Annotated in this window: 18 protein-coding genes and 1 tRNA gene; 10 read left to right on the top strand and 9 right to left on the bottom strand. The window is 57.3% G+C overall.

Annotated elements, in window-relative coordinates:
- Position 1 precedes the first annotated feature (1 nt).
- A tRNA-Gly gene (locus tag L2I46_RS25730) sits at positions 2 to 77 on the bottom strand.
- Positions 78 to 371: 294 nt separating this feature from the next.
- Here L2I46_RS25730 and L2I46_RS25725 point away from each other — a divergent pair.
- On the top strand, positions 372 to 1103 hold the full coding sequence (locus tag L2I46_RS25725; protein ID WP_032454625.1) for an arginine ABC transporter substrate-binding protein: 732 nt from the start codon (positions 372 to 374) through the stop codon (positions 1101 to 1103).
- A 43-nt stretch (positions 1104 to 1146) separates the two neighbouring features.
- On the opposite strand, the gene orn is transcribed toward L2I46_RS25725, so the two are convergent.
- Positions 1147 to 1692 carry an oligoribonuclease gene (orn, locus tag L2I46_RS25720; RefSeq protein WP_004206435.1) on the bottom strand — a complete coding sequence of 182 codons (546 nt, stop codon included), beginning with the start codon at positions 1690 to 1692 and terminating at the stop codon, positions 1147 to 1149.
- Positions 1693 to 1786: 94 nt separating this feature from the next.
- Between orn and rsgA the strand changes: the two genes are divergently transcribed.
- The 3 genes from rsgA (at position 1787) to mscM (ending at position 7324) form a co-directional block, all read left to right on the top strand.
- Positions 1787 to 2848, top strand: coding sequence for a small ribosomal subunit biogenesis GTPase RsgA (gene rsgA, locus L2I46_RS25715; RefSeq protein WP_023291707.1), 1062 nt, complete (start codon positions 1787 to 1789; stop codon positions 2846 to 2848).
- Between the two features lie 160 nt (positions 2849 to 3008).
- Entirely contained in the window at positions 3009 to 3971 is a 963-nt protein-coding gene (gene asd / locus L2I46_RS25710; protein ID WP_032454624.1) for an archaetidylserine decarboxylase, read from the top strand.
- A 23-nt stretch (positions 3972 to 3994) separates the two neighbouring features.
- The gene (gene mscM, locus L2I46_RS25705) at positions 3995 to 7324 is read left to right on the top strand and encodes a miniconductance mechanosensitive channel MscM (RefSeq protein WP_017900929.1); all 3330 of its coding nucleotides are present in this window, start codon (positions 3995 to 3997) and stop codon (positions 7322 to 7324) included.
- A 37-nt stretch (positions 7325 to 7361) separates the two neighbouring features.
- Here the strand turns inward: mscM and yjeM are convergent, their stop codons facing one another.
- Both yjeM and epmA read right to left on the bottom strand, forming a co-directional pair.
- Positions 7362 to 8864, bottom strand: a complete 1503-nt coding sequence (yjeM, locus tag L2I46_RS25700; protein WP_032454623.1) for a glutamate/gamma-aminobutyrate family transporter YjeM — start codon at positions 8862 to 8864, stop codon at positions 7362 to 7364.
- 187 nt (positions 8865 to 9051) lie between these two features.
- Positions 9052 to 10029 carry an elongation factor P--(R)-beta-lysine ligase gene (gene epmA, locus L2I46_RS25695; protein WP_004206428.1) on the bottom strand — a complete coding sequence of 326 codons (978 nt, stop codon included), beginning with the start codon at positions 10027 to 10029 and terminating at the stop codon, positions 9052 to 9054.
- 274 nt (positions 10030 to 10303) lie between these two features.
- On the opposite strand from epmA, the gene frdA reads away from it, so the two are divergent.
- The 5 genes from frdA (at position 10304) to L2I46_RS25670 (ending at position 14244) form a co-directional block, all read left to right on the top strand.
- Positions 10304 to 12094 carry a fumarate reductase (quinol) flavoprotein subunit gene (gene frdA / locus L2I46_RS25690; protein WP_032454622.1) on the top strand — a complete coding sequence of 597 codons (1791 nt, stop codon included), beginning with the start codon at positions 10304 to 10306 and terminating at the stop codon, positions 12092 to 12094.
- The gene (gene frdB / locus L2I46_RS25685) at positions 12087 to 12821 is read left to right on the top strand and encodes a fumarate reductase iron-sulfur protein (RefSeq protein WP_004177729.1); all 735 of its coding nucleotides are present in this window, start codon (positions 12087 to 12089) and stop codon (positions 12819 to 12821) included. The genes frdA and frdB overlap by 8 nt, the downstream gene beginning before the upstream one ends.
- Before the next feature lie 10 nt (positions 12822 to 12831).
- Positions 12832 to 13227 carry a fumarate reductase subunit FrdC gene (gene frdC, locus L2I46_RS25680; RefSeq protein WP_002885530.1) on the top strand — a complete coding sequence of 132 codons (396 nt, stop codon included), beginning with the start codon at positions 12832 to 12834 and terminating at the stop codon, positions 13225 to 13227.
- A 10-nt stretch (positions 13228 to 13237) separates the two neighbouring features.
- The gene (gene frdD / locus L2I46_RS25675) at positions 13238 to 13597 is read left to right on the top strand and encodes a fumarate reductase subunit FrdD (protein WP_002885526.1); all 360 of its coding nucleotides are present in this window, start codon (positions 13238 to 13240) and stop codon (positions 13595 to 13597) included.
- Positions 13598 to 13710: 113 nt separating this feature from the next.
- Complete coding sequence (locus tag L2I46_RS25670) at positions 13711 to 14244, top strand: lipocalin family protein (protein WP_049013722.1); 534 nt, start codon at positions 13711 to 13713, stop codon at positions 14242 to 14244.
- On the opposite strand, the gene sugE is transcribed toward L2I46_RS25670, so the two are convergent.
- The 4 genes from sugE to efp form a co-directional block, all read right to left on the bottom strand.
- A complete protein-coding gene (gene sugE, locus L2I46_RS25665) occupies positions 14241 to 14558 on the bottom strand; it encodes a quaternary ammonium compound efflux SMR transporter SugE (protein ID WP_004206425.1) in 318 nt (105 codons plus the stop codon). The genes L2I46_RS25670 and sugE overlap by 4 nt on opposite strands.
- A gap of 143 nt (positions 14559 to 14701) precedes the next feature.
- A complete protein-coding gene (gene ecnB, locus L2I46_RS25660) occupies positions 14702 to 14848 on the bottom strand; it encodes a lipoprotein toxin entericidin B (protein WP_004206423.1) in 147 nt (48 codons plus the stop codon).
- A gap of 157 nt (positions 14849 to 15005) precedes the next feature.
- Positions 15006 to 15137 (bottom strand): entericidin A/B family lipoprotein, encoded by a 132-nt coding sequence (locus tag L2I46_RS25655; protein WP_004206422.1) that lies wholly within the window; start codon positions 15135 to 15137, stop codon positions 15006 to 15008.
- 73 nt (positions 15138 to 15210) lie between these two features.
- On the bottom strand, positions 15211 to 15777 hold the full coding sequence (efp, locus tag L2I46_RS25650; RefSeq protein ID WP_004206421.1) for an elongation factor P: 567 nt from the start codon (positions 15775 to 15777) through the stop codon (positions 15211 to 15213).
- A 41-nt stretch (positions 15778 to 15818) separates the two neighbouring features.
- On the opposite strand from efp, the gene epmB reads away from it, so the two are divergent.
- Positions 15819 to 16847, top strand: coding sequence for an EF-P beta-lysylation protein EpmB (epmB, locus tag L2I46_RS25645; protein WP_053810858.1), 1029 nt, complete (start codon positions 15819 to 15821; stop codon positions 16845 to 16847).
- 129 nt (positions 16848 to 16976) lie between these two features.
- Here epmB and L2I46_RS25640 read toward each other — a convergent pair whose 3' ends face one another.
- The gene (locus L2I46_RS25640) at positions 16977 to 17621 is read right to left on the bottom strand and encodes a winged helix-turn-helix domain-containing protein (RefSeq protein ID WP_032429255.1); all 645 of its coding nucleotides are present in this window, start codon (positions 17619 to 17621) and stop codon (positions 16977 to 16979) included.
- Between the last annotated feature and the right edge of the window lie 457 nt (positions 17622 to 18078).

Below are 18078 nucleotides of genomic sequence, written 5' to 3'. Positions count from 1 at the left end.
TTGGAGCGGGAAACGAGACTCGAACTCGCGACCCCGACCTTGGCAAGGTCGTGCTCTACCAACTGAGCTATTCCCGCGTTACTGCATTTTTTGCCATATTTCGATGGCGTCGTAATTTGCATTTCTGCGTCGTTACGGGAGGCGCATTATACGAGAATTCGATGCCCCTGCAACCCCCTGTTCATCACTTTTTTGCGTTTTTTGTTTAAATGGATATTTTCTCGCCACCTACGCCGCTGAATTGTATAAATAAGCGTCATTTCGGGCAAAATCGCTTTTTCCGCCCGCCTGAATGACGCAAAATCGCTCGCATCATACAGCGGTGGCGCGACGTAAAACGAGGCCACCACGCCGCCAAACAGGGAATTAGAATGAGAAAAGTCCTCACCGTCCTGCTGCTGAGCATGCTGGCCATCGGAACCGCGTCAGCCGAGACGCTCCATTTTGGCACCAGCACGGCCAATCCGCCGTTTGTCACCGCCAACGGCAAAAATCAGCCTGTCGGCTTCGATATCGATCTTGCCCAGGCCCTGTGCCAGCAGATGCAGGCGCAGTGCCAGTTCACGGCGCAGCGTTTCGATACGCTGATCCCGGCTTTACGCTTCAAGAAATTTGACGCGGTGATTGCCGGCATGGAAGTGATCCCGATGCGTGAGAAGCAGGTCGCCTTCAGCCGTCCCTATCGCCAGTCGCTCTCCGGGGTGGTGATCGTCAACAAAGATGTCGCCCATACCTTTGCCGACCTGAAAGCCAAAAAAGTCGGCGTGGTGAAAGGCACACTGCATCAGCACTATCTGCGTGATAAACAGAAAGCCGTACAGGCTGTTCCTTACGACGACGTCGCCAGCGCCCTGGCCGCGCTGAAGGCCGGGCAAATAACCGGCGTCATGGGCGACTTCGCCACCCTCGACGCCTGGCAGCAGGAGAACCCTGACTACGCCATCATGGATGAACGGGCCACTGACCCGGTTTATTACGGTAAGCAGTATGCAATTGCGGTGCGCAAAGACGATCCGGAGCTACTGAATGCGATCAACGATGCCCTGACCGCGGTCATGGCGACGCCTGACTTCCAGCAGATGCAGCAGAAGTGGTTTAAATAACGCAGAAAGGTGTACCGGGCCGCGCACAGGGCCCGGTCGCGGTTTACAGCTTAATGAAATGCTCGCGGTAGTAAGCCAGCTCGGCGACTGACTCGCGGATATCGTCCATCGCCTGATGGGTACCCTGCTTTTTAAAGCCGTCGAGAATTTCCGGCTTCCAGCGACGCGCCAGCTCTTTCAGCGTGCTAACGTCCAGATAGCGATAGTGGAAATAGGCTTCCAGTTGCGGCATGTACTTAAACAGGAAGCGACGATCCTGGCCGATGCTGTTGCCGCAGATCGGCGACTTGCCCGCCGGCACCCACTGCTTAAGAAACTCAATGGTCGCCAGTTCGGCGTCGTGCTCGCTGACGGCGCTGGCCTTCACGCGATCCACCAGCCCGCTGCCGGTATGCGTCCGCACATTCCACTCGTCCATCAGCGCCAGCTGGGCATCCGATTGATGCACCGCGATGGTCGGCCCCTCGGCCAGAATGTTCAGGTTGGCATCGGTCACCAGGGTGGCGATTTCAATAATGCGATCGCGCTCCGGATCCAGCCCTGTCATCTCAAGATCGATCCAAATGAGGTTGTTTTCATTTGCACTCATGCTATTTTCCACCCTTCTTGCGTGACTATATTCATCTAAAATAGCGTGTATCATAGAGGTTTTGCCCCATCAGGGCGACCAGGAGCCAGTTCGATTGAGTAAAAATAAACTCTCCAAAGGCCAGCAGCGCCGCGTCAAAGCCAACCACCAGCGCCGTCTGAAAACCACTGCGGAGAAGGCCGACTACGATGACAACCTGTTTGGCGACACGTCGGAAGGCATTGTCATCAGTCGCTTTGGCATGCATGCCGACGTCGAATCCGCTGACGGCAGCGTGCATCGCTGCAATATCCGCCGGACGATCCGTTCGCTGGTCACCGGCGACCGCGTGGTCTGGCGGCCGGGTAAAGACGCCGCCGACGGCGTAAGCGTCAAAGGGATCGTCGAAGCGGTTCACGATCGCGCCTCCGTCCTGACGCGCCCGGATTTTTACGACGGAGTGAAGCCTATCGCCGCCAATATCGACCAGATCGTGGTAGTTTCCGCGATCCTGCCTGAGCTGTCGCTGAATATTATCGATCGCTATCTGGTGGCCTGCGAGGCGCAGGATATCGAGCCGTTAATTGTCCTGAACAAAATCGATCTGCTGGATGACGATGGCCTGCGCTTCGTCAATGAGCAAATGGACATCTACCGCAACATCGGTTACCGCGTACTGCTGGTCTCCAGCCGTACTCAGGACGGCCTCAAGCCGCTGGAAGCGGCCCTGACCGACCGCATCAGCATCTTCGCCGGGCAGTCCGGGGTGGGTAAATCAAGCCTGCTGAACGCCCTGCTGGGGCTGAATGAGGATCAGATCCTCACCAATGATGTCTCGGACGTTTCCGGCTTAGGCCAGCACACCACCACCGCGGCGCGCCTCTACCACTTCCCGCACGGCGGCGATGTGATTGATTCACCGGGGGTACGTGAGTTCGGCCTGTGGCATCTGGAAGCGGAACAAATCACCAACGGCTTTGTCGAATTCCATGATTATTTAGGCCGTTGCAAATATCGCGACTGTAAACACGATACCGATCCTGGCTGTGCGCTTCGCGAAGCGGTAGAGAGCGGCAAAATCGCCGAAAGCCGTTTCGAGAACTACCACCGAATCCTGGAAAGCATGGCGCAGGTACAGGTAAAAACGCGTAAAAACTTTTCCTCGACCGATGACTGACCATTAAGCTGAGCGTCACGTCAGGCGCTGCCGGGCAGCGGTGATGACGCGGCTTACGCGGATGCCATTTGGCGAGTTTTACGTATAGAATCGTCCCCTTTTTTCAGGTCCCCGCCCGCAGGCGGGGTCAGGAACGACATATCATGGCCTGGAGGCTACTTTGTTAAACGATCTTAAACTTTCACTGCAATACATTCTGCCTAAACTGTGGCTCACCCGCCTCGCAGGCTGGGGTGCGAGCAAACGCGCAGGTTGGCTGACGAAGCTGGTCATCGATCTGTTCGTGAAATACTACAAGGTCGATATGAAAGAGGCGCAGAAGCCGGATACCGCGGCCTATCGCACCTTCAACGATTTCTTTGTGCGCCCGCTGCGCGACGACGTTCGCCCGCTGAATACCGATCCTAACGTACTGGTGATGCCGGCCGACGGCGTGATCAGCCAGCTTGGTGCCATTGAGAACGATAAAATTCTGCAGGCCAAAGGCCACGACTACAGCCTGGAAGCCTTACTGGCCGGCAACTACCAGATGGCCGACCTGTTCCGTAACGGCAGCTTCGCCACCACCTATCTGTCGCCGCGCGACTATCACCGCGTGCACATGCCGTGCAACGGTATCCTGCGCGAAATGATCTACGTTCCTGGCGACCTGTTCTCCGTTAACCATCTGACGGCGCAGAACGTGCCGAACCTGTTCGCCCGTAACGAGCGCGTCATCTGCCTGTTTGATACTGAGTTTGGCCCGATGGCGCAAATTCTGGTGGGTGCGACTATCGTCGGCAGCATCGAGACCGTGTGGTCCGGCACCGTAACCCCGCCGCGCGAAGGCATTATTAAACGCTGGACCTGGCCCGCTGGCGACAGCGAAGGCTCCGTCGCCCTGCTGAAAGGCCAGGAGATGGGCCGCTTCAAACTGGGCTCCACCGTGATCAACCTGTTTGCCCCGGGCCAGGTGAAGCTGGTCGACACGCTGCAAAGCCTGTCCGTGACTAAAATCGGCCAACCGCTGGCGACAACGGTGGAAGTAACCACCGCCGCTGAACCGGCGCCGTTACCGGAAGAAGAGATCCGCGCCGAACATCGCGCCAGCCCGCTGGTTGACGATAAACAAGACCAAGGTTAATTCTTCAGCAAAAGGGTTATGCCGTGCGCCTGATATACACTTTCCTGTTGGCCTTGAGCCTCAGTTTCGGGGCGTACGCTGCGACAGCCCCGGATGCTAAACAAATAACCCAGGAACTGGAACAGGCGAAGGCGGCAAAGCCCGCCCAGCCTGAAACCGTTGAAGTTCTGCAGTCCGCCCTGAACGCGCTTGAGGAGCGAAAATCGTCTCTCGAGCGCGCCCGTCAGTATCAGGACGTTATCGACAATTTCCCCAAACTGTTTCAAAGCCTGCGTGCCCAGCTCAACAATCTGAGCGAAGAGCCGCGCCAGGTGCCAGTCGGCCTGACCGCCGATGCGCTGAACCAGGAGATCCTCCAGGTCAGCAGCCAGCTGCTGGAGTCAAGCCGTCAGGCGCAGCAGGAGCAGGATCGCGCGCGTGAAATCGCCGACTCCCTGAACCAGCTGCCGCAGCAGCAAACCGACGCCCGGCGTCAGCTCAATGAGGTTGAGCGCCGCATCGGCACGCAAACCGGCAACAATGCTCTCGCCCAGGCGCAAAATCTTGCCCTGCAGGCGGAATCGGCGCGCCTGAAGGCGCTGGTGGATGAGCTCGACCTTGCCCAGCTTTCCGCCAATAACCGCCAGGAGCTGTCGCGCGCCCGTTCTGAACTGGCGCAAAAGCAGAGCGAGCAGCTGGATGCCTATCTGCAGGCGCTGCGTAATCTGCAGAACAGCCAGCGCCAGCGGGAGGCGGAAAAAGCGCTGGAGAGTACCGAACTGCTGGCGGAGAACAGTGAAAACCTGCCGCCGGACATCACCGCCCAGTTTAAAGTCAACCGCGAACTCTCCCAGGCGCTGAACCAGCAGGCGCAGCGTATGGATCTGGTGGCGTCCCAGCAGCGGCAGGCGACGAATCAAACGCTGCAGGTGCGCCAGGCGTTAAACACCCTGCGCGAGCAGTCGCAGTGGCTGGGCTCCTCCAATCTGCTGGGCGAAGCCCTGCGCGCCCAGGTGGCGCGGCTGCCGGAGCGCCCTCGCCCGCAGCAGCTGGATACGGAAATGGCGCAGCTGCGCGTGCAGCGTCTGCGCTTTGAGGATTTACTCAGTAAGCAGCCGCAGCTGCGGCAGATCCGTCAGGCCGACGGCGAACCGCTGACCAGCGAGCAGAACAAGATCCTGCAGGCGCAGCTACGCACGCAGAACGAGCTACTGAACTCGCTGCTGCGCGGCGGCGATACCCTGATGCTGGAGCTCACCAAGCTGAAGGTCGCCAACGGCCAGCTGGAAGACGCGCTGAAGGAGATCAACGAAGCTACCCACCGCTATCTGTTCTGGACTTCGGACGTCAGCCCCATCGGCTTCTCCTGGCCGCTGGAGATTGTCCAGGATCTGCGGCGCCTGATCTCCCTGGATACCATCAGCGAGCTGGGTAAAGCCAGCGCGATGATGCTCACCAGCAAAGAGACCCTGCTACCGCTGTTTGCCGCCCTGCTGCTGGTTGGCTTCAGCATCAGCTCGCGGCGCCATTTCACCCGCTTCCTTGAGCGCTCCAGCGCTCGGGTGGGGAAAGTCACCCAGGATCACTTCTGGCTGACGCTGCGCACGGTCTTCTGGTCGATACTGGTAGCTTCGCCGCTGCCGGTGCTGTGGATGACGCTCGGCTATGGTCTGCAGTCCGCCTGGCCCTTCCCGCTGGCGGTGGCGATTGGCGATGGGGTCACCGCGACGGTGCCTCTGCTGTGGGTGGTGATGATCTGCGCCACCTTCGCCCGGCCAAACGGGCTGTTTATCGCCCACTTCGGCTGGCCGCGTAACCGCGTGGCGAAAGCGATGCGCTACTACCTGATGAGCATCGGACTAATTGTGCCGCTGATAATGGCGCTGATCATGTTCGATAATCTTAACGACCGCGAGTTCTCCGCCTCGCTGGGCCGCCTGTGCTTCCTGCTGATCTGCGGCGCGCTGGCGGTGGTCACCCTCAGCCTTAAGCATGCCGGCATCCCGCTCTACCTGGATAAAGAGGGGAATGGCGACAATATGGTGAACCGCCTGCTGTGGAACCTGATGCTTGGCGCCCCGCTGGTGGCCATGCTGGCGGCCGCCGTCGGCTACCTCGCTACCGCTCAGGCGCTGCTGGCACGTCTGGAAACCTCCGTCGCCATCTGGTTCCTGCTGCTGGTGGTCTATCACATTATCCGCCGCTGGATGCTGATCCAGCGGCGCCGACTGGCCTTCGACCGGGCCCGCCATCGTCGCGCGGAAATTCTCGCCCAGCGCGCCCGCGGCGAAGATGAGCCTGTTCACGTCAGCAGCCCGGAAGGGTCGGTGGAGACGGAGGTCAGCGAGGTCGATCTCGATGCCATCAGTACCCAGTCGCTGCGTCTCGTGCGCTCTCTGCTGATGCTGATCGCGCTGCTGTCAGTCATCGTGCTGTGGTCGGAAATTCACTCGGCGTTTGGCTTCCTTGAGAATATCTCGCTGTGGGACGTCACCTCGACGGTGCAGGGGGTGGAAAGCCTCGAGCCCATCACCCTTGGCGCAGTGCTGATTGCCATTCTGGTGCTGATCATCACCACTCAGCTGGTGCGCAACCTGCCGGCGCTGCTGGAGCTGGCGATCCTCCAGCACCTCGATTTAACGCCCGGCACCGGCTACGCCATCACCACCATCACCAAGTATTTGCTGATGCTGATCGGTGGGCTGGTGGGCTTCTCGATGATTGGCATTGAGTGGTCGAAGCTGCAGTGGCTGGTCGCCGCGCTGGGTGTGGGTCTCGGGTTTGGCCTGCAGGAGATCTTCGCTAACTTTATCTCCGGCCTGATTATCCTGTTTGAAAAGCCGATCCGCATCGGCGATACGGTCACCATCCGCGACCTGACGGGCAGCGTCACCCGCATCAATACCCGCGCCACCACCATCAGCGACTGGGACCGGAAAGAGATTATCGTGCCGAACAAGGCGTTCATCACCGAACAGTTTATCAACTGGTCGCTGTCGGACTCGGTCACCCGCGTGGTGTTGACGGTGCCGGCTCCGGTGGACGCCGATACCGAAGAGGTGACCAAGATCCTCATCGCCGCGGCGCATCGCTGTTCGCTGGTCATCGATACCCCGGCGCCGGAGGCGTTTCTCGTCGACCTGCAGCAGGGGATCCAGATTTTCGAGCTGCGTATTTTTGCCGCCGAGATGGGGCACCGCATGCCGCTACGCCATGAGATGCATCAGCTGATCCTGGCGGGCTTCCGCGAGCATGGCATTGATATGCCGTTCCCTCCGTTCCAGATGCGGCTGGAAAGTATCGACGGCAGGCAAAGCAGTAAAACCATGACCTCGGCCGGGAAAACCAGCCGACGTACGGCTGGCAGCCTGTAGGCCATACCCTGCCCGGCGCCGCCGCCGGGCAGGCTTTCTAGCTCTCCATTACCAGCACACCGGACGCCAGGCGCCGACGGTAGCTTTCGTAAATGGCCAACGCCAGCAGCGAGAAGAAGATCGGCCCACCGACCATCCACAGCGTGCTGTTCCAGTCCCCGCTGTCGATGACCGGCTGAATAATGGTGAAGATATTGGCGAAGGTCACCACCAGTAGCACCACGCCGGTCGCCAGCAGCGTCGACTGGCGGTTTTTGAAAATCACGAACGGCCGATCGAGATGCGCTTTTGACTTGAAGAACGGGAAGGCGATGGTCAGGAACAGGTAAGGCAAAGTCATGGAGACATTGGCCATCAGCGTCAGCTTGTTATAAAACGCGGAAGCGCTGTCCCCACCGAACGACACCATGACAATAAACACCCCGACCAGCAAACACTGCAGCCACATCGCCGCGGCGGGCATACCATTAACGTTGAGACGGGTCATCACCGATGGCCAGAGCGCTTTTGGCGTGCCCTGGATAATCGCTTTCAGCGGCGAATAGCTGAGAGTGAAAAACGCGCCGGTATAGGCGAGAAACATCGACAGCCCGGTAATACGGGCGAACCAGATCCCGGTCAGGGCTGCCGCCTCTGGCGTCATGTGCAGAGCCTGGCCGAGCGTGTTCCCGAGGCTGGTCATCAGCACATAGGTGATGTTGCCGAGGTTGGTTGAACGCGCACCGAGCACCTGCTGCCAGTTAGCGCTCACGCCCCACAGCACAATCGCCAGCGAATAACCAACCGAGATCACGATCGCCGCGATAATAATCCCTTTGGCAAAGTTCTTTTCCGGTTTATCGGTTTTATCCACTAAGCCGCCGACTGCCTCAATTCCGCCATAGGCGAAGATGGCAAATACCACAAATGACAGCATTGCCATACCCGACTGATAGCCCGGATTAGGCGAAAGGGCGAAGTTTAACGGTTGGGCGAAATGGCCGCCGTTGAGCAGCAGGATCGCCCCGCTCGCCAGCAGCAGCACCAGATTAAGCCCCATCACCGCGATACCGCCGACGGCGGTGATCCTGGCGATTTTATTGATCCCTTTGACGGCAATAAAGGTCACGACGACCATCCAGCAGGCCGCCAGAATGCCCACCGTCTGCGTCGGGGTCAGGCTACCCAGCGCCCAGCTTTGGGTTTTGTCGGCGCCAAACAAAAAGGTAGATAGCGGCACCCAGATCTTAGCCGCGGTACTCACCATCCAGACGATGTACGACGCAAACCACATAAAGGTGCCGATAAACGCAAAGCGCGGCCCGACGCTGTGGTTCATCCAGGAGTAAATGCCGCCCTCTTCCCGACGAAAGGCTGAGCCCATCTCCGCCATCATCAGCGCAAACGGAATGAAGAAAAAGAGTGCGGAAAAAAGATAAAACGGCATAGCGCTGTAGCCCATCAGATAAAACGCCGACGGGCTGTTGGCAAAGCCAAACACCGAGGTGAAGATCATCAGAATCAGCCCAATCAGGCTCATCTTCTTGAGTTGTTGATGCATAAACCTATCCAAACGTGAGCATCGCCCGACGGGCAACGCCTGGTCTCATAAAAAGAGCGCGGATAGTAGCAAAATCACGGAGAGAGATTGTGGGTATTCGGGCGAATGCCGGGATACCGTGCGAGGTATAGGTCAGGAGAGGCCTGTCACCTCCCTCGCCCGCAGGCGGCGGGAGGTGACAGCGCCATCAGGCGCGGTCGACCGTAAAGGCGATCACTTCGCCGATGCTTTCAGCGCCCAGCGCCAGCATCACCACGCGATCAACGCCCAATGCCACGCCGGAGCAGTCCGGCAGACCTGCCTCCAGCGCCGCCAGCAGGTTGTTATCGATGGGCTGCTGCGGGAGGCCGCGCGCGGCCCGCTTGCGATTGTCCTGCTCAAAGCGCAGGCGCTGCTCATGGGCGTCGGTCAGCTCGTGGAAACCATTCGCCAGCTCAATTCCTTTGTAATAGACCTCGAAGCGCTCAGCGACCCGATGATCTTCCGGGCTGATCTGCGCTAAAGAGGCCTGAGTCGCCGGGAAATGATAAATGAACGTCGGCCGATCTTTGCCGATGTGCGGCTCCACGCCCATGGTGAACAGCAGTTGCAGCAGCGTGTCGCGATCTTCTTCAGTATCGGCGATATTGCTCAGATCCAGCTTCGCCGCGACTTCGCGCAGCTGCGCTTTATCGGCAGAGAGCGGGTCAATATCCAGATGACGCTGGAACGCCTGCTGATAGGAGAGGCTTTCCGCCGGCTGGCACTCCAGCACCTGCTGCAGCAGATCGTCCACCTCGTTGATCAGACGATACATGTCATAGCACGGACGATACCACTCCAGCATGGTGAATTCCGGATTGTGATGCCGCCCCATCTCTTCATTACGGAAGCTGCGGCACAGCTGGAAAACCGGGCCGCAGCCCGCCGCCAGCAGGCGCTTCATATGGTATTCCGGACTGGTCATCAGGTACAGATTGAGTCCCTGTGAGTGGCCCGGGCCGACGAAACGGGTTTCAAACGGGAACAAATGGATATCCGTTACCGTCGCCTGACTCATGCAAGGCGTCTCCACCTCCAGCACGCCGCGATCGGTAAAGAACCGGCGGATTTCCGCCATCACCGCCGCGCGTTTCAACAGATTGGGAATGGGTGCGCTCGGCTGCCAGGTTGCCGTCTCGCTCATGGTACTTTCTCCGATTGCAAACAAGGGCACGAAGTCTACTCGCAACCGGCGAGTGAAACAAATTTTGTGCAATCCCCGGCAGATTACATGCCATTAATCTATCGTTAACCTAAATGCATAAATATCACTGATAAATAACCGCACATATCGATAAAAAAATCGAACACGTCAATTTTCCATACTGACCCTACGGCTATACTCCTGTACCTATAAAGGAGCAGTGATACTTTTTCGCCAGCCCGGCGGCGAAATACACTAAAACTGGAGGAATGTCGTGCACACTTTTCAAGCCGATCTCGCCGTAATTGGCGCCGGCGGGGCAGGCCTTCGCGCCGCTATCGCCGCCGCCCAGGCCAACCCCAATGCCAAAATCGCCCTGATTTCTAAAGTCTATCCGATGCGCAGCCATACGGTCGCTGCAGAAGGGGGGTCCGCAGCCGTTGCCCAGGATCACGATAGCTTTGAGTACCATTTTCACGACACCGTCGCCGGAGGCGACTGGCTGTGCGAGCAGGATGTCGTCGACTATTTCGTTCACCACTGCCCGACGGAAATGACCCAGTTGGAACAGTGGGGATGCCCGTGGAGCCGCCGCCCTGACGGCAGCGTTAACGTCCGGCGCTTCGGTGGCATGAAGATCGAACGTACCTGGTTTGCCGCCGATAAAACCGGCTTCCACATGCTGCATACCCTCTTCCAGACCTCCCTTCAGTTTCCCCAAATTCAACGCTTTGATGAACATTTCGTCCTTGATCTGCTGGTCGATGACGGCCAGGCCCGCGGCCTGGTGGCGATGAATATGATGGAAGGCACGCTGGTGCAGATCCGCGCCAACGCGGTGGTGCTGGCCACCGGCGGCGCCGGACGCGTCTATCGCTACAACACCAACGGCGGCATCGTTACCGGTGACGGGATGGGTATGGCGCTGGGCCACGGCGTGCCGCTGCGCGATATGGAATTCGTGCAGTATCACCCGACCGGCCTGCCGGGTTCCGGGATCCTGATGACCGAAGGCTGCCGCGGTGAAGGCGGGATTCTGGTCAACAAAAACGGCTATCGCTATCTGCAGGATTACGGCATGGGCCCGGAAACCCCGCTCGGCGAACCGAAGAACAAATATATGGAGCTGGGCCCACGCGACAAAGTGTCCCAGGCCTTCTGGCACGAATGGCGGAAAGGGAACACCATTCCCACGCCGCGCGGCGACGTGGTCTACCTCGATCTGCGCCACCTCGGCGAGAAAAAGCTGCTGGAGCGCCTGCCGTTTATCTGTGAGCTGGCGAAGGCCTACGTCGGCGTCGACCCGGTGAAAGAACCGATTCCGGTACGCCCGACCGCGCACTACACCATGGGCGGCATCGAAACCGATCAACAGTGCGAAACCCGCATCAAAGGGCTGTTTGCCGTGGGCGAATGCTCGTCCGTTGGTCTGCACGGCGCCAACCGCCTGGGCTCCAACTCGCTGGCCGAGCTGGTGGTCTTCGGCCGCCTGGCCGGGGAACAGGCCATGCAGCGCGCCGCGCAAGCGGGCGAGACGAACGGCTCCGCCCTCGATGCGCAGGCTGCCGATGTGGAGCGTCGTCTGAAAGATCTCGTCAACCAGGAGGGTAACGAAAACTGGGCGAAAATCCGCGACGAAATGGGGCTCTCGATGGAGGAAGGCTGCGGCATCTACCGGACGCCAGAGCTGATGCAGAAAACTATCGACAAGCTGGCTGAGCTGCAGGAGCGCTTTAAGCGCGTGCGCATTACCGACAACTCCAGCGTATTCAACACCGATCTGCTTTACACCATTGAGCTGGGACACGGTTTAAACGTTGCCGAATGTATGGCGCACTCGGCCATCGCCCGTAAAGAATCGCGCGGTGCGCACCAGCGTCTGGATGAAGGCTGTACCGAACGCGACGACGTCAACTTCCTCAAACATACGCTCGCCTTCCGCGAGGCTGATGGCACCACCCGCCTGGAATATGGCGATGTGAAGATCACCACGCTGCCGCCGGCGAAACGTGTTTATGGCGCTGAGGCGGAAGCGGCTGAGAAGAAGGAGACCACCCATGGCTGAGATGAAAAACCTGAAAGTCGAAGTGGTGCGTTACAACCCGGAGGTCGACACGGCACCGCACAGCGCGTTCTATGACGTACCTTACGATGAGCAGACCTCGCTGCTGGACGCGCTGGGCTACATTAAAGACAACCTGGCGCCCGACCTGAGCTACCGCTGGTCCTGCCGGATGGCGATCTGCGGCTCCTGCGGCATGATGGTCAATAAGGTACCGAAGCTGGCCTGTAAAACCTTCCTGCGGGATTACACCAAAGGCATCAAGGTTGAAGCGCTGGCCAACTTCCCGATCGAGCGCGATCTGGTGGTGGATATGACCCACTTTATCGAAAGTCTGGAGGCCATTAAGCCGTATATCATCGGCAATAACCGCACCCCGGACCAGGGACCAAACAAGCAGACGCCGGCCCAGATGGCCAAATACCATCAGTTCTCCGGCTGTATCAACTGCGGACTGTGCTATGCCGCCTGTCCGCAGTTCGGCCTGAATCCGGAGTTTATCGGCCCGGCGGCGATCACCCTCGCCCACCGCTATAACGAAGACAGCCGCGACCACGGCAAAAAGGAACGCATGGCGCAGCTTAACGGCCAGAACGGCGTCTGGACCTGTACTTTCGTGGGCTACTGCTCGGAAGTGTGTCCGAAGCACGTCGACCCGGCGGCCGCGATCCAGCAGGGCAAGGTGGAAAGTTCGAAAGACTTTCTTATCGCCACCCTGAAACCACGCTAAGGAGTGCATTATGACGACGAAACGCAAACCCTACGTGCGGCCGATGACCTCCACCTGGTGGAAAAAGCTGCCGTTTTATCGCTTCTACATGGTGCGGGAAGGCACGGCGGTACCGACGGTCTGGTTTAGCATTGTGCTGATTTACGGGCTGTTTGCCCTCAAGCACGGCGCCGAAAGCTGGGCGGGATATATCGGATTCCTGCAAAATCCAGTGGTGGTGATCCTCAATCTGATCACCCTGGCGGCGGCGCTGCTGCACACCAAAACCTGGTTCGAGCTGGCGCCGAAAGCCGCCAACGTCATCATCAAAGGCGAAAAAATGGGGCCAGAGCCGGTGATTAAAGGTCTCTGGGTGGTGACGGCGGTGGTCACCGTGGTGATCCTGTTTGTCGCCCTGTTCTGGTAAGGAGGCTGAGATGATTAATCCCAATCCGAAACGTTCCGATGAACCCGTTTTCTGGGGGCTGTTTGGCGCTGGCGGCATGTGGGGCGCAATTGTCGCGCCGGTGATGGTGCTGCTGGTGGGCATTTTGCTGCCGCTGGGGCTCGCCCCGGCCGACGCCTTCAGCTATGAGCGCGTGCTGGCCTTTGCCCAAAGCTTTATCGGCCGCGCGTTCATCTTTCTGATGATTGTCCTGCCGCTGTGGTGTGGGCTGCATCGTATTCACCACGCCATGCACGACCTGAAAATCCATGTGCCAAACGGTAAATGGGTCTTCTACGGTCTGGCGGCGATCCTCAGCGTCATTACTCTCGTTGGCGTACTGTTTATCTGATCCTGCAAGAGCCCGGCAGCAATTCTGCTACCGGGCTCGCTTCATAGAAAAATCTTGCCGCCTTTGCCCTGCCGGACTCTACACTTAGCTTAAAAGCCAGCAAGGAGCATACCATGCGTATCCTGCCGATAATCACCGCGGTCGCCGTCTCGTTCCTGTCTGTCGCCTGCAGCCCCCCTGCCCCGCCGCCGGGCGTCACCGTGGTCACCCCCTTCGACGTTCAGCGCTATCTGGGTACCTGGTACGAAATCGCCCGCTTCGACCATCCTTTTGAAAGCGGGCTTGAAAAGGTCACGATCGCCTGGCAGCCGCGCGATGACGGCGGTCTGGACGTGGTCAATAAAGGCTATAACCCCGACCGCGACATGTGGCAGAAAACGGACGGGGTGGCGTATTTTACCGGCGAACCCAGCCGCGCCGCGCTGAAGATCTCCTTCTTCGGCCCCTTCTATGGCAGCTATAACGTCATTGCGCTGGATAAGGAGTATCGGTACGCACTGGTCTGCGGCCCCGACCGCGACTATCTCTGGCTACTGGCGCGAGCCCCCACCATCGCCCCGGAAGTCAGGCAGCAGATGCTGGATATTGCCACCCGGCAAGGTTTTGATATCAGCAAACTGGTCTGGGTTAATCAGCGCTACAACTAGTGCGCGCTGATCTTCAGGCCAATGATGCCGACCACGATGCAGACAAGACTGGCGATACGCATAGCGCTGGCGGATTCACCTAACAGTACGATACCGGTCACAGCGGCGCCCACGGCGCCGATCCCCGTCCAGACGGCGTAAGCGGTACCCACCGGCAGGGTTTTCATCGCCCATGAAAGCAGCGCCATGCTGACGACCATCGCGACGATGGTGATGACGCTGGGAACCAGGCGGCTAAAGCCATGGGTATATTTCAGGCCGACGGCCCACACCACTTCCAGCAGGCCAGCGATAAATAAGACTATCCAGGACATAAGGCTCCTTTGCTGGGGCCGTCCCCGGATGAGAAACGCTTACGGGTCGTCCCGTAAGGTGGATGAAAAGTCGTAGTGAGTATATCCAACAGGATGGGGGAAGTGAAGAACGGTACGGCGCAAAACCGTACCGTCGAAGGCTGTTATTGCTGAGCTTTGGTTGCTGCGCCAGAGATTGCGCTGCCGCCCTCTGAAATATCCTGACCCACACCGCGCGTGGTGTTACAAGCGGTCAGTGCTGAAGAGAGGACCAAAACCGTAAAGAACGCTGCAATCGTTTTTTTCACCATAATGTCATCCTTAGTGTCAGTTTTGTTTTCATGCCCTATAAGCATAGACAAACCGTCCACAGATGAAGGGATCTTTGCGTTTTTTAAGAGAAAAGGAGTATTCGTGGAGGAAGCAGACGCATCGCAAGGCGATCGCGGCAGGCGAAACGGAAGGAAGTCAGCTTACAGCGCGAGAGATGGCGTGACCCAGGCCCTGAATATCTTCACCGAAACCGCGGGCGGTATTGCAGCCAGACAGCAGTGCGCTGCTCAGAAACAGTAACGCCAGGAGTTTTACGCTGCGCTTCATGTGTCGTGCTCGTCGTGCCAGTACAGAAAGAGCGGCGCAGCACAGAGGCTGCGCCAGTCATCATGACGTGAAATTACTTCACGCGGGATACGTATTCGCCAGAGCGAGTATCCACTTTGATTACTTCGCCAATCTGGACGAACAGCGGCACTTTAACCACAGCGCCAGTAGACAGGGTCGCGGGTTTACCACCGGTACCCGCGGTGTCGCCTTTCAGACCTGGGTCGGTTTCAACGATTTCCAGCTCAACGAAGTTCGGCGGGGTGACCGCGATCGGCTGGCCGTTCCACAGGGTCACGATGCACTCAGCCTGATCCAGCAGCCATTTGGCATTGTCACCGATCGCTTTCGCGTCAGCAGACAGCTGTTCGAAGGTTTCGTTGTTCATGAAGTGCCAGAACTCACCGTCGTTATACAGGTAAGTCAGGTTCATATCGACAACGTCCGCGCCTTCTGCAGAATCAGTAGATTTGAAGGTTTTCTCAACGCGGGTGCCGGTCAGCAGACGGCGCAGCTTAACGCGCGCAAACGCCTGGCCTTTACCTGGTTTAACGAATTCGCTGGCTTCTACCGCATAAGGTTCGCCATCTAACATGATTTTAAGACCAGCACGAAAATCGTTGCTATAGTAAGTCGCCATAAGGCCCTCTGAAATTGTTTAACTGGTAGCTAAGCCACAAAATGGCGCATATTGTAACCCTAAATACCCCATCCAGAGAAGATTGGATAACGCAACTTGCCAATGTTGTGACCAGTCCTGATGAACTGCTGCGTCTTTTAAATGTAGATGCTGATGAAAAACTGCTCGCCGGACGTGAGGCCAGACGCCTGTTCCCGCTGCGCGTCCCGCGCGCGTTTATTGCCAGAATGGAGAAAGGCAACCCTGACGATCCGCTGCTTCGTCAGGTACTTACCGCCGAAGAGGAGTTTATCGTCGCCCCCGGCTACTCCACCGATCCGCTGGAAGAACAGCACAGCGTCGTGCCCGGCCTGTTGCACAAATATCGCAACCGGGCCCTGCTGCTGGTGAAAGGCGGTTGCGCGGTCAATTGCCGTTACTGCTTCCGCCGCCACTTCCCTTATGCCGAAAATCAGGGCACCAGGCGCAACTGGCAGACGGCAATGAACTATATCGCTGAGCATCCGCAGCTTGATGAAATCATCTTCTCCGGCGGCGACCCGCTGATGGCGAAGGACCATGAGCTTGACTGGCTAATGACCCAGCTGGAAGCCATTCCGCACGTTAAGCGTCTGCGTATTCACAGCCGATTACCAATCGTGATCCCGGCGCGCATCACCGAGACGCTGGTCAGCCGCTTCCACCGTTCGTCGCTGCAGGTGATCCTGGTTAACCACGTCAACCACGCTAATGAAATTGACGGCGAGTTTCGCGCGGCGATGGCCATGCTGCGTCAGGCGGGCGTCACGCTGCTTAACCAGAGCGTGCTGCTGCGCGGGGTGAACGATAACGCGCAAACCCTGGCCGATCTCAGCAATGCGCTGTTCAATGCCGGGGTAATGCCCTACTACCTGCACGTGCTGGACCGGGTACAAGGGGCGGCACACTTTATGGTCAGCGATGATGAAGCCCGTGAAATCATGCGTGAACTGTTGACCCTCATCTCCGGCTATATGGTGCCGAAGCTGGCGCGAGAGATCGGCGGCGAACCCAGCAAGACGCCGCTGGATTTAGGACTGAAGCAGCGTTAGCTCCCCTCCCTTGTCTGCCAGGTCGTGCTGGCAGACATCTTAATATGAATACACAGCCAGGTTGGGACTAACATACTCGGCAATCCACTTTACCGTTACCTTCTCGATATAAACCCCAGCGGCGGCGTATTATCGATGTAACACGATCAGTACGATAACATTGATAACTATCATCACGACAATCAGCGCGATTAACCAGGTGGGAACTTTAAAGGTTATATGTAATCGTTCCGATACTTTCTCTGCCACCTTCACGCTATTTTCCCGCCTATCATTCTCCTGGATTGCTAAATTCACTGGTAGTGGAAGACTTAATTTATGGTCAATTTTCCCCGTATCATTGAAAATGACATCAGCAGTTTTACTACTGTGAAAATGCGTTAATCTTTCCCGATTCATATTCTCGCACTCTTCATCCGAGAGCGGGATAACTAAAGTATCCGGGGCGACGCTAAAGCCTTTTTGTCTGACGGTGATAATGATATCCTCAGATAGTCCGGCTTTGAGCAGCGATTTTCTCAACAAAGAGATATTTTGATAAAATGTATTTTGCGAAACTACCACTCCCCGTGTTTCCCATACAGCCGCCAGAAATTCATCCCGAGAAATCACTTTGCCGCAATTCTGCAATAGCAGCAGCAAGCATCTGGCGGTAGGCGCATTGAGGCTGATGCTCTCCCCATCCCCGGCAAGCGGTCGCAGCTCATTCATATTGGCATTAAATATAATCTCCTGATTAATTATACAGCCATTAAATAATGCAATATCATCCATATCCTTGCCCCACGCAACCCTATTATCCATAACAAAAATAAATAATCCCAGCCAAACCATGGCGTGAACATTATCGCTTCAGACAGAAGCGGGGTCAGTTCACATTGAACTTCAGCTTTGAGGATACCGCATAAAAAATGACAAGCGATAGTTATCTTGTTTAAAAGCCACATTTTCGGATTAAATTTATCTCAACCTAACTCAACATCTCATTAGAAAAGGTCATTATTAAATTCACGCGTGCTTCATCAAGAATTCACAAGCATTTTTTGCACCAGACTTTTAAATTACCCCCGCTTCTCCATGGTTCGCTATGGCAAGTGATATTGTAGCGTCGTTCAACAGGAAGGTAGGTTTCAGCACTATATAAGGAATGCTGGCGCTTATTTTCAATATCAATATGAATGCATACTCCATTCCCATGATAACTGTTATCGATTCTACACAGGACTAAGTA

Source organism: Klebsiella sp. 2019SCSN059 (genome assembly GCF_021739525.1).
In the GTDB taxonomy this organism is placed as follows: domain Bacteria; phylum Pseudomonadota; class Gammaproteobacteria; order Enterobacterales; family Enterobacteriaceae; genus Klebsiella; species Klebsiella quasipneumoniae.
The sequence above is the reverse complement of the archived record's forward strand: the minus strand, read 5'-3'. Positions and strand labels throughout refer to the sequence as shown.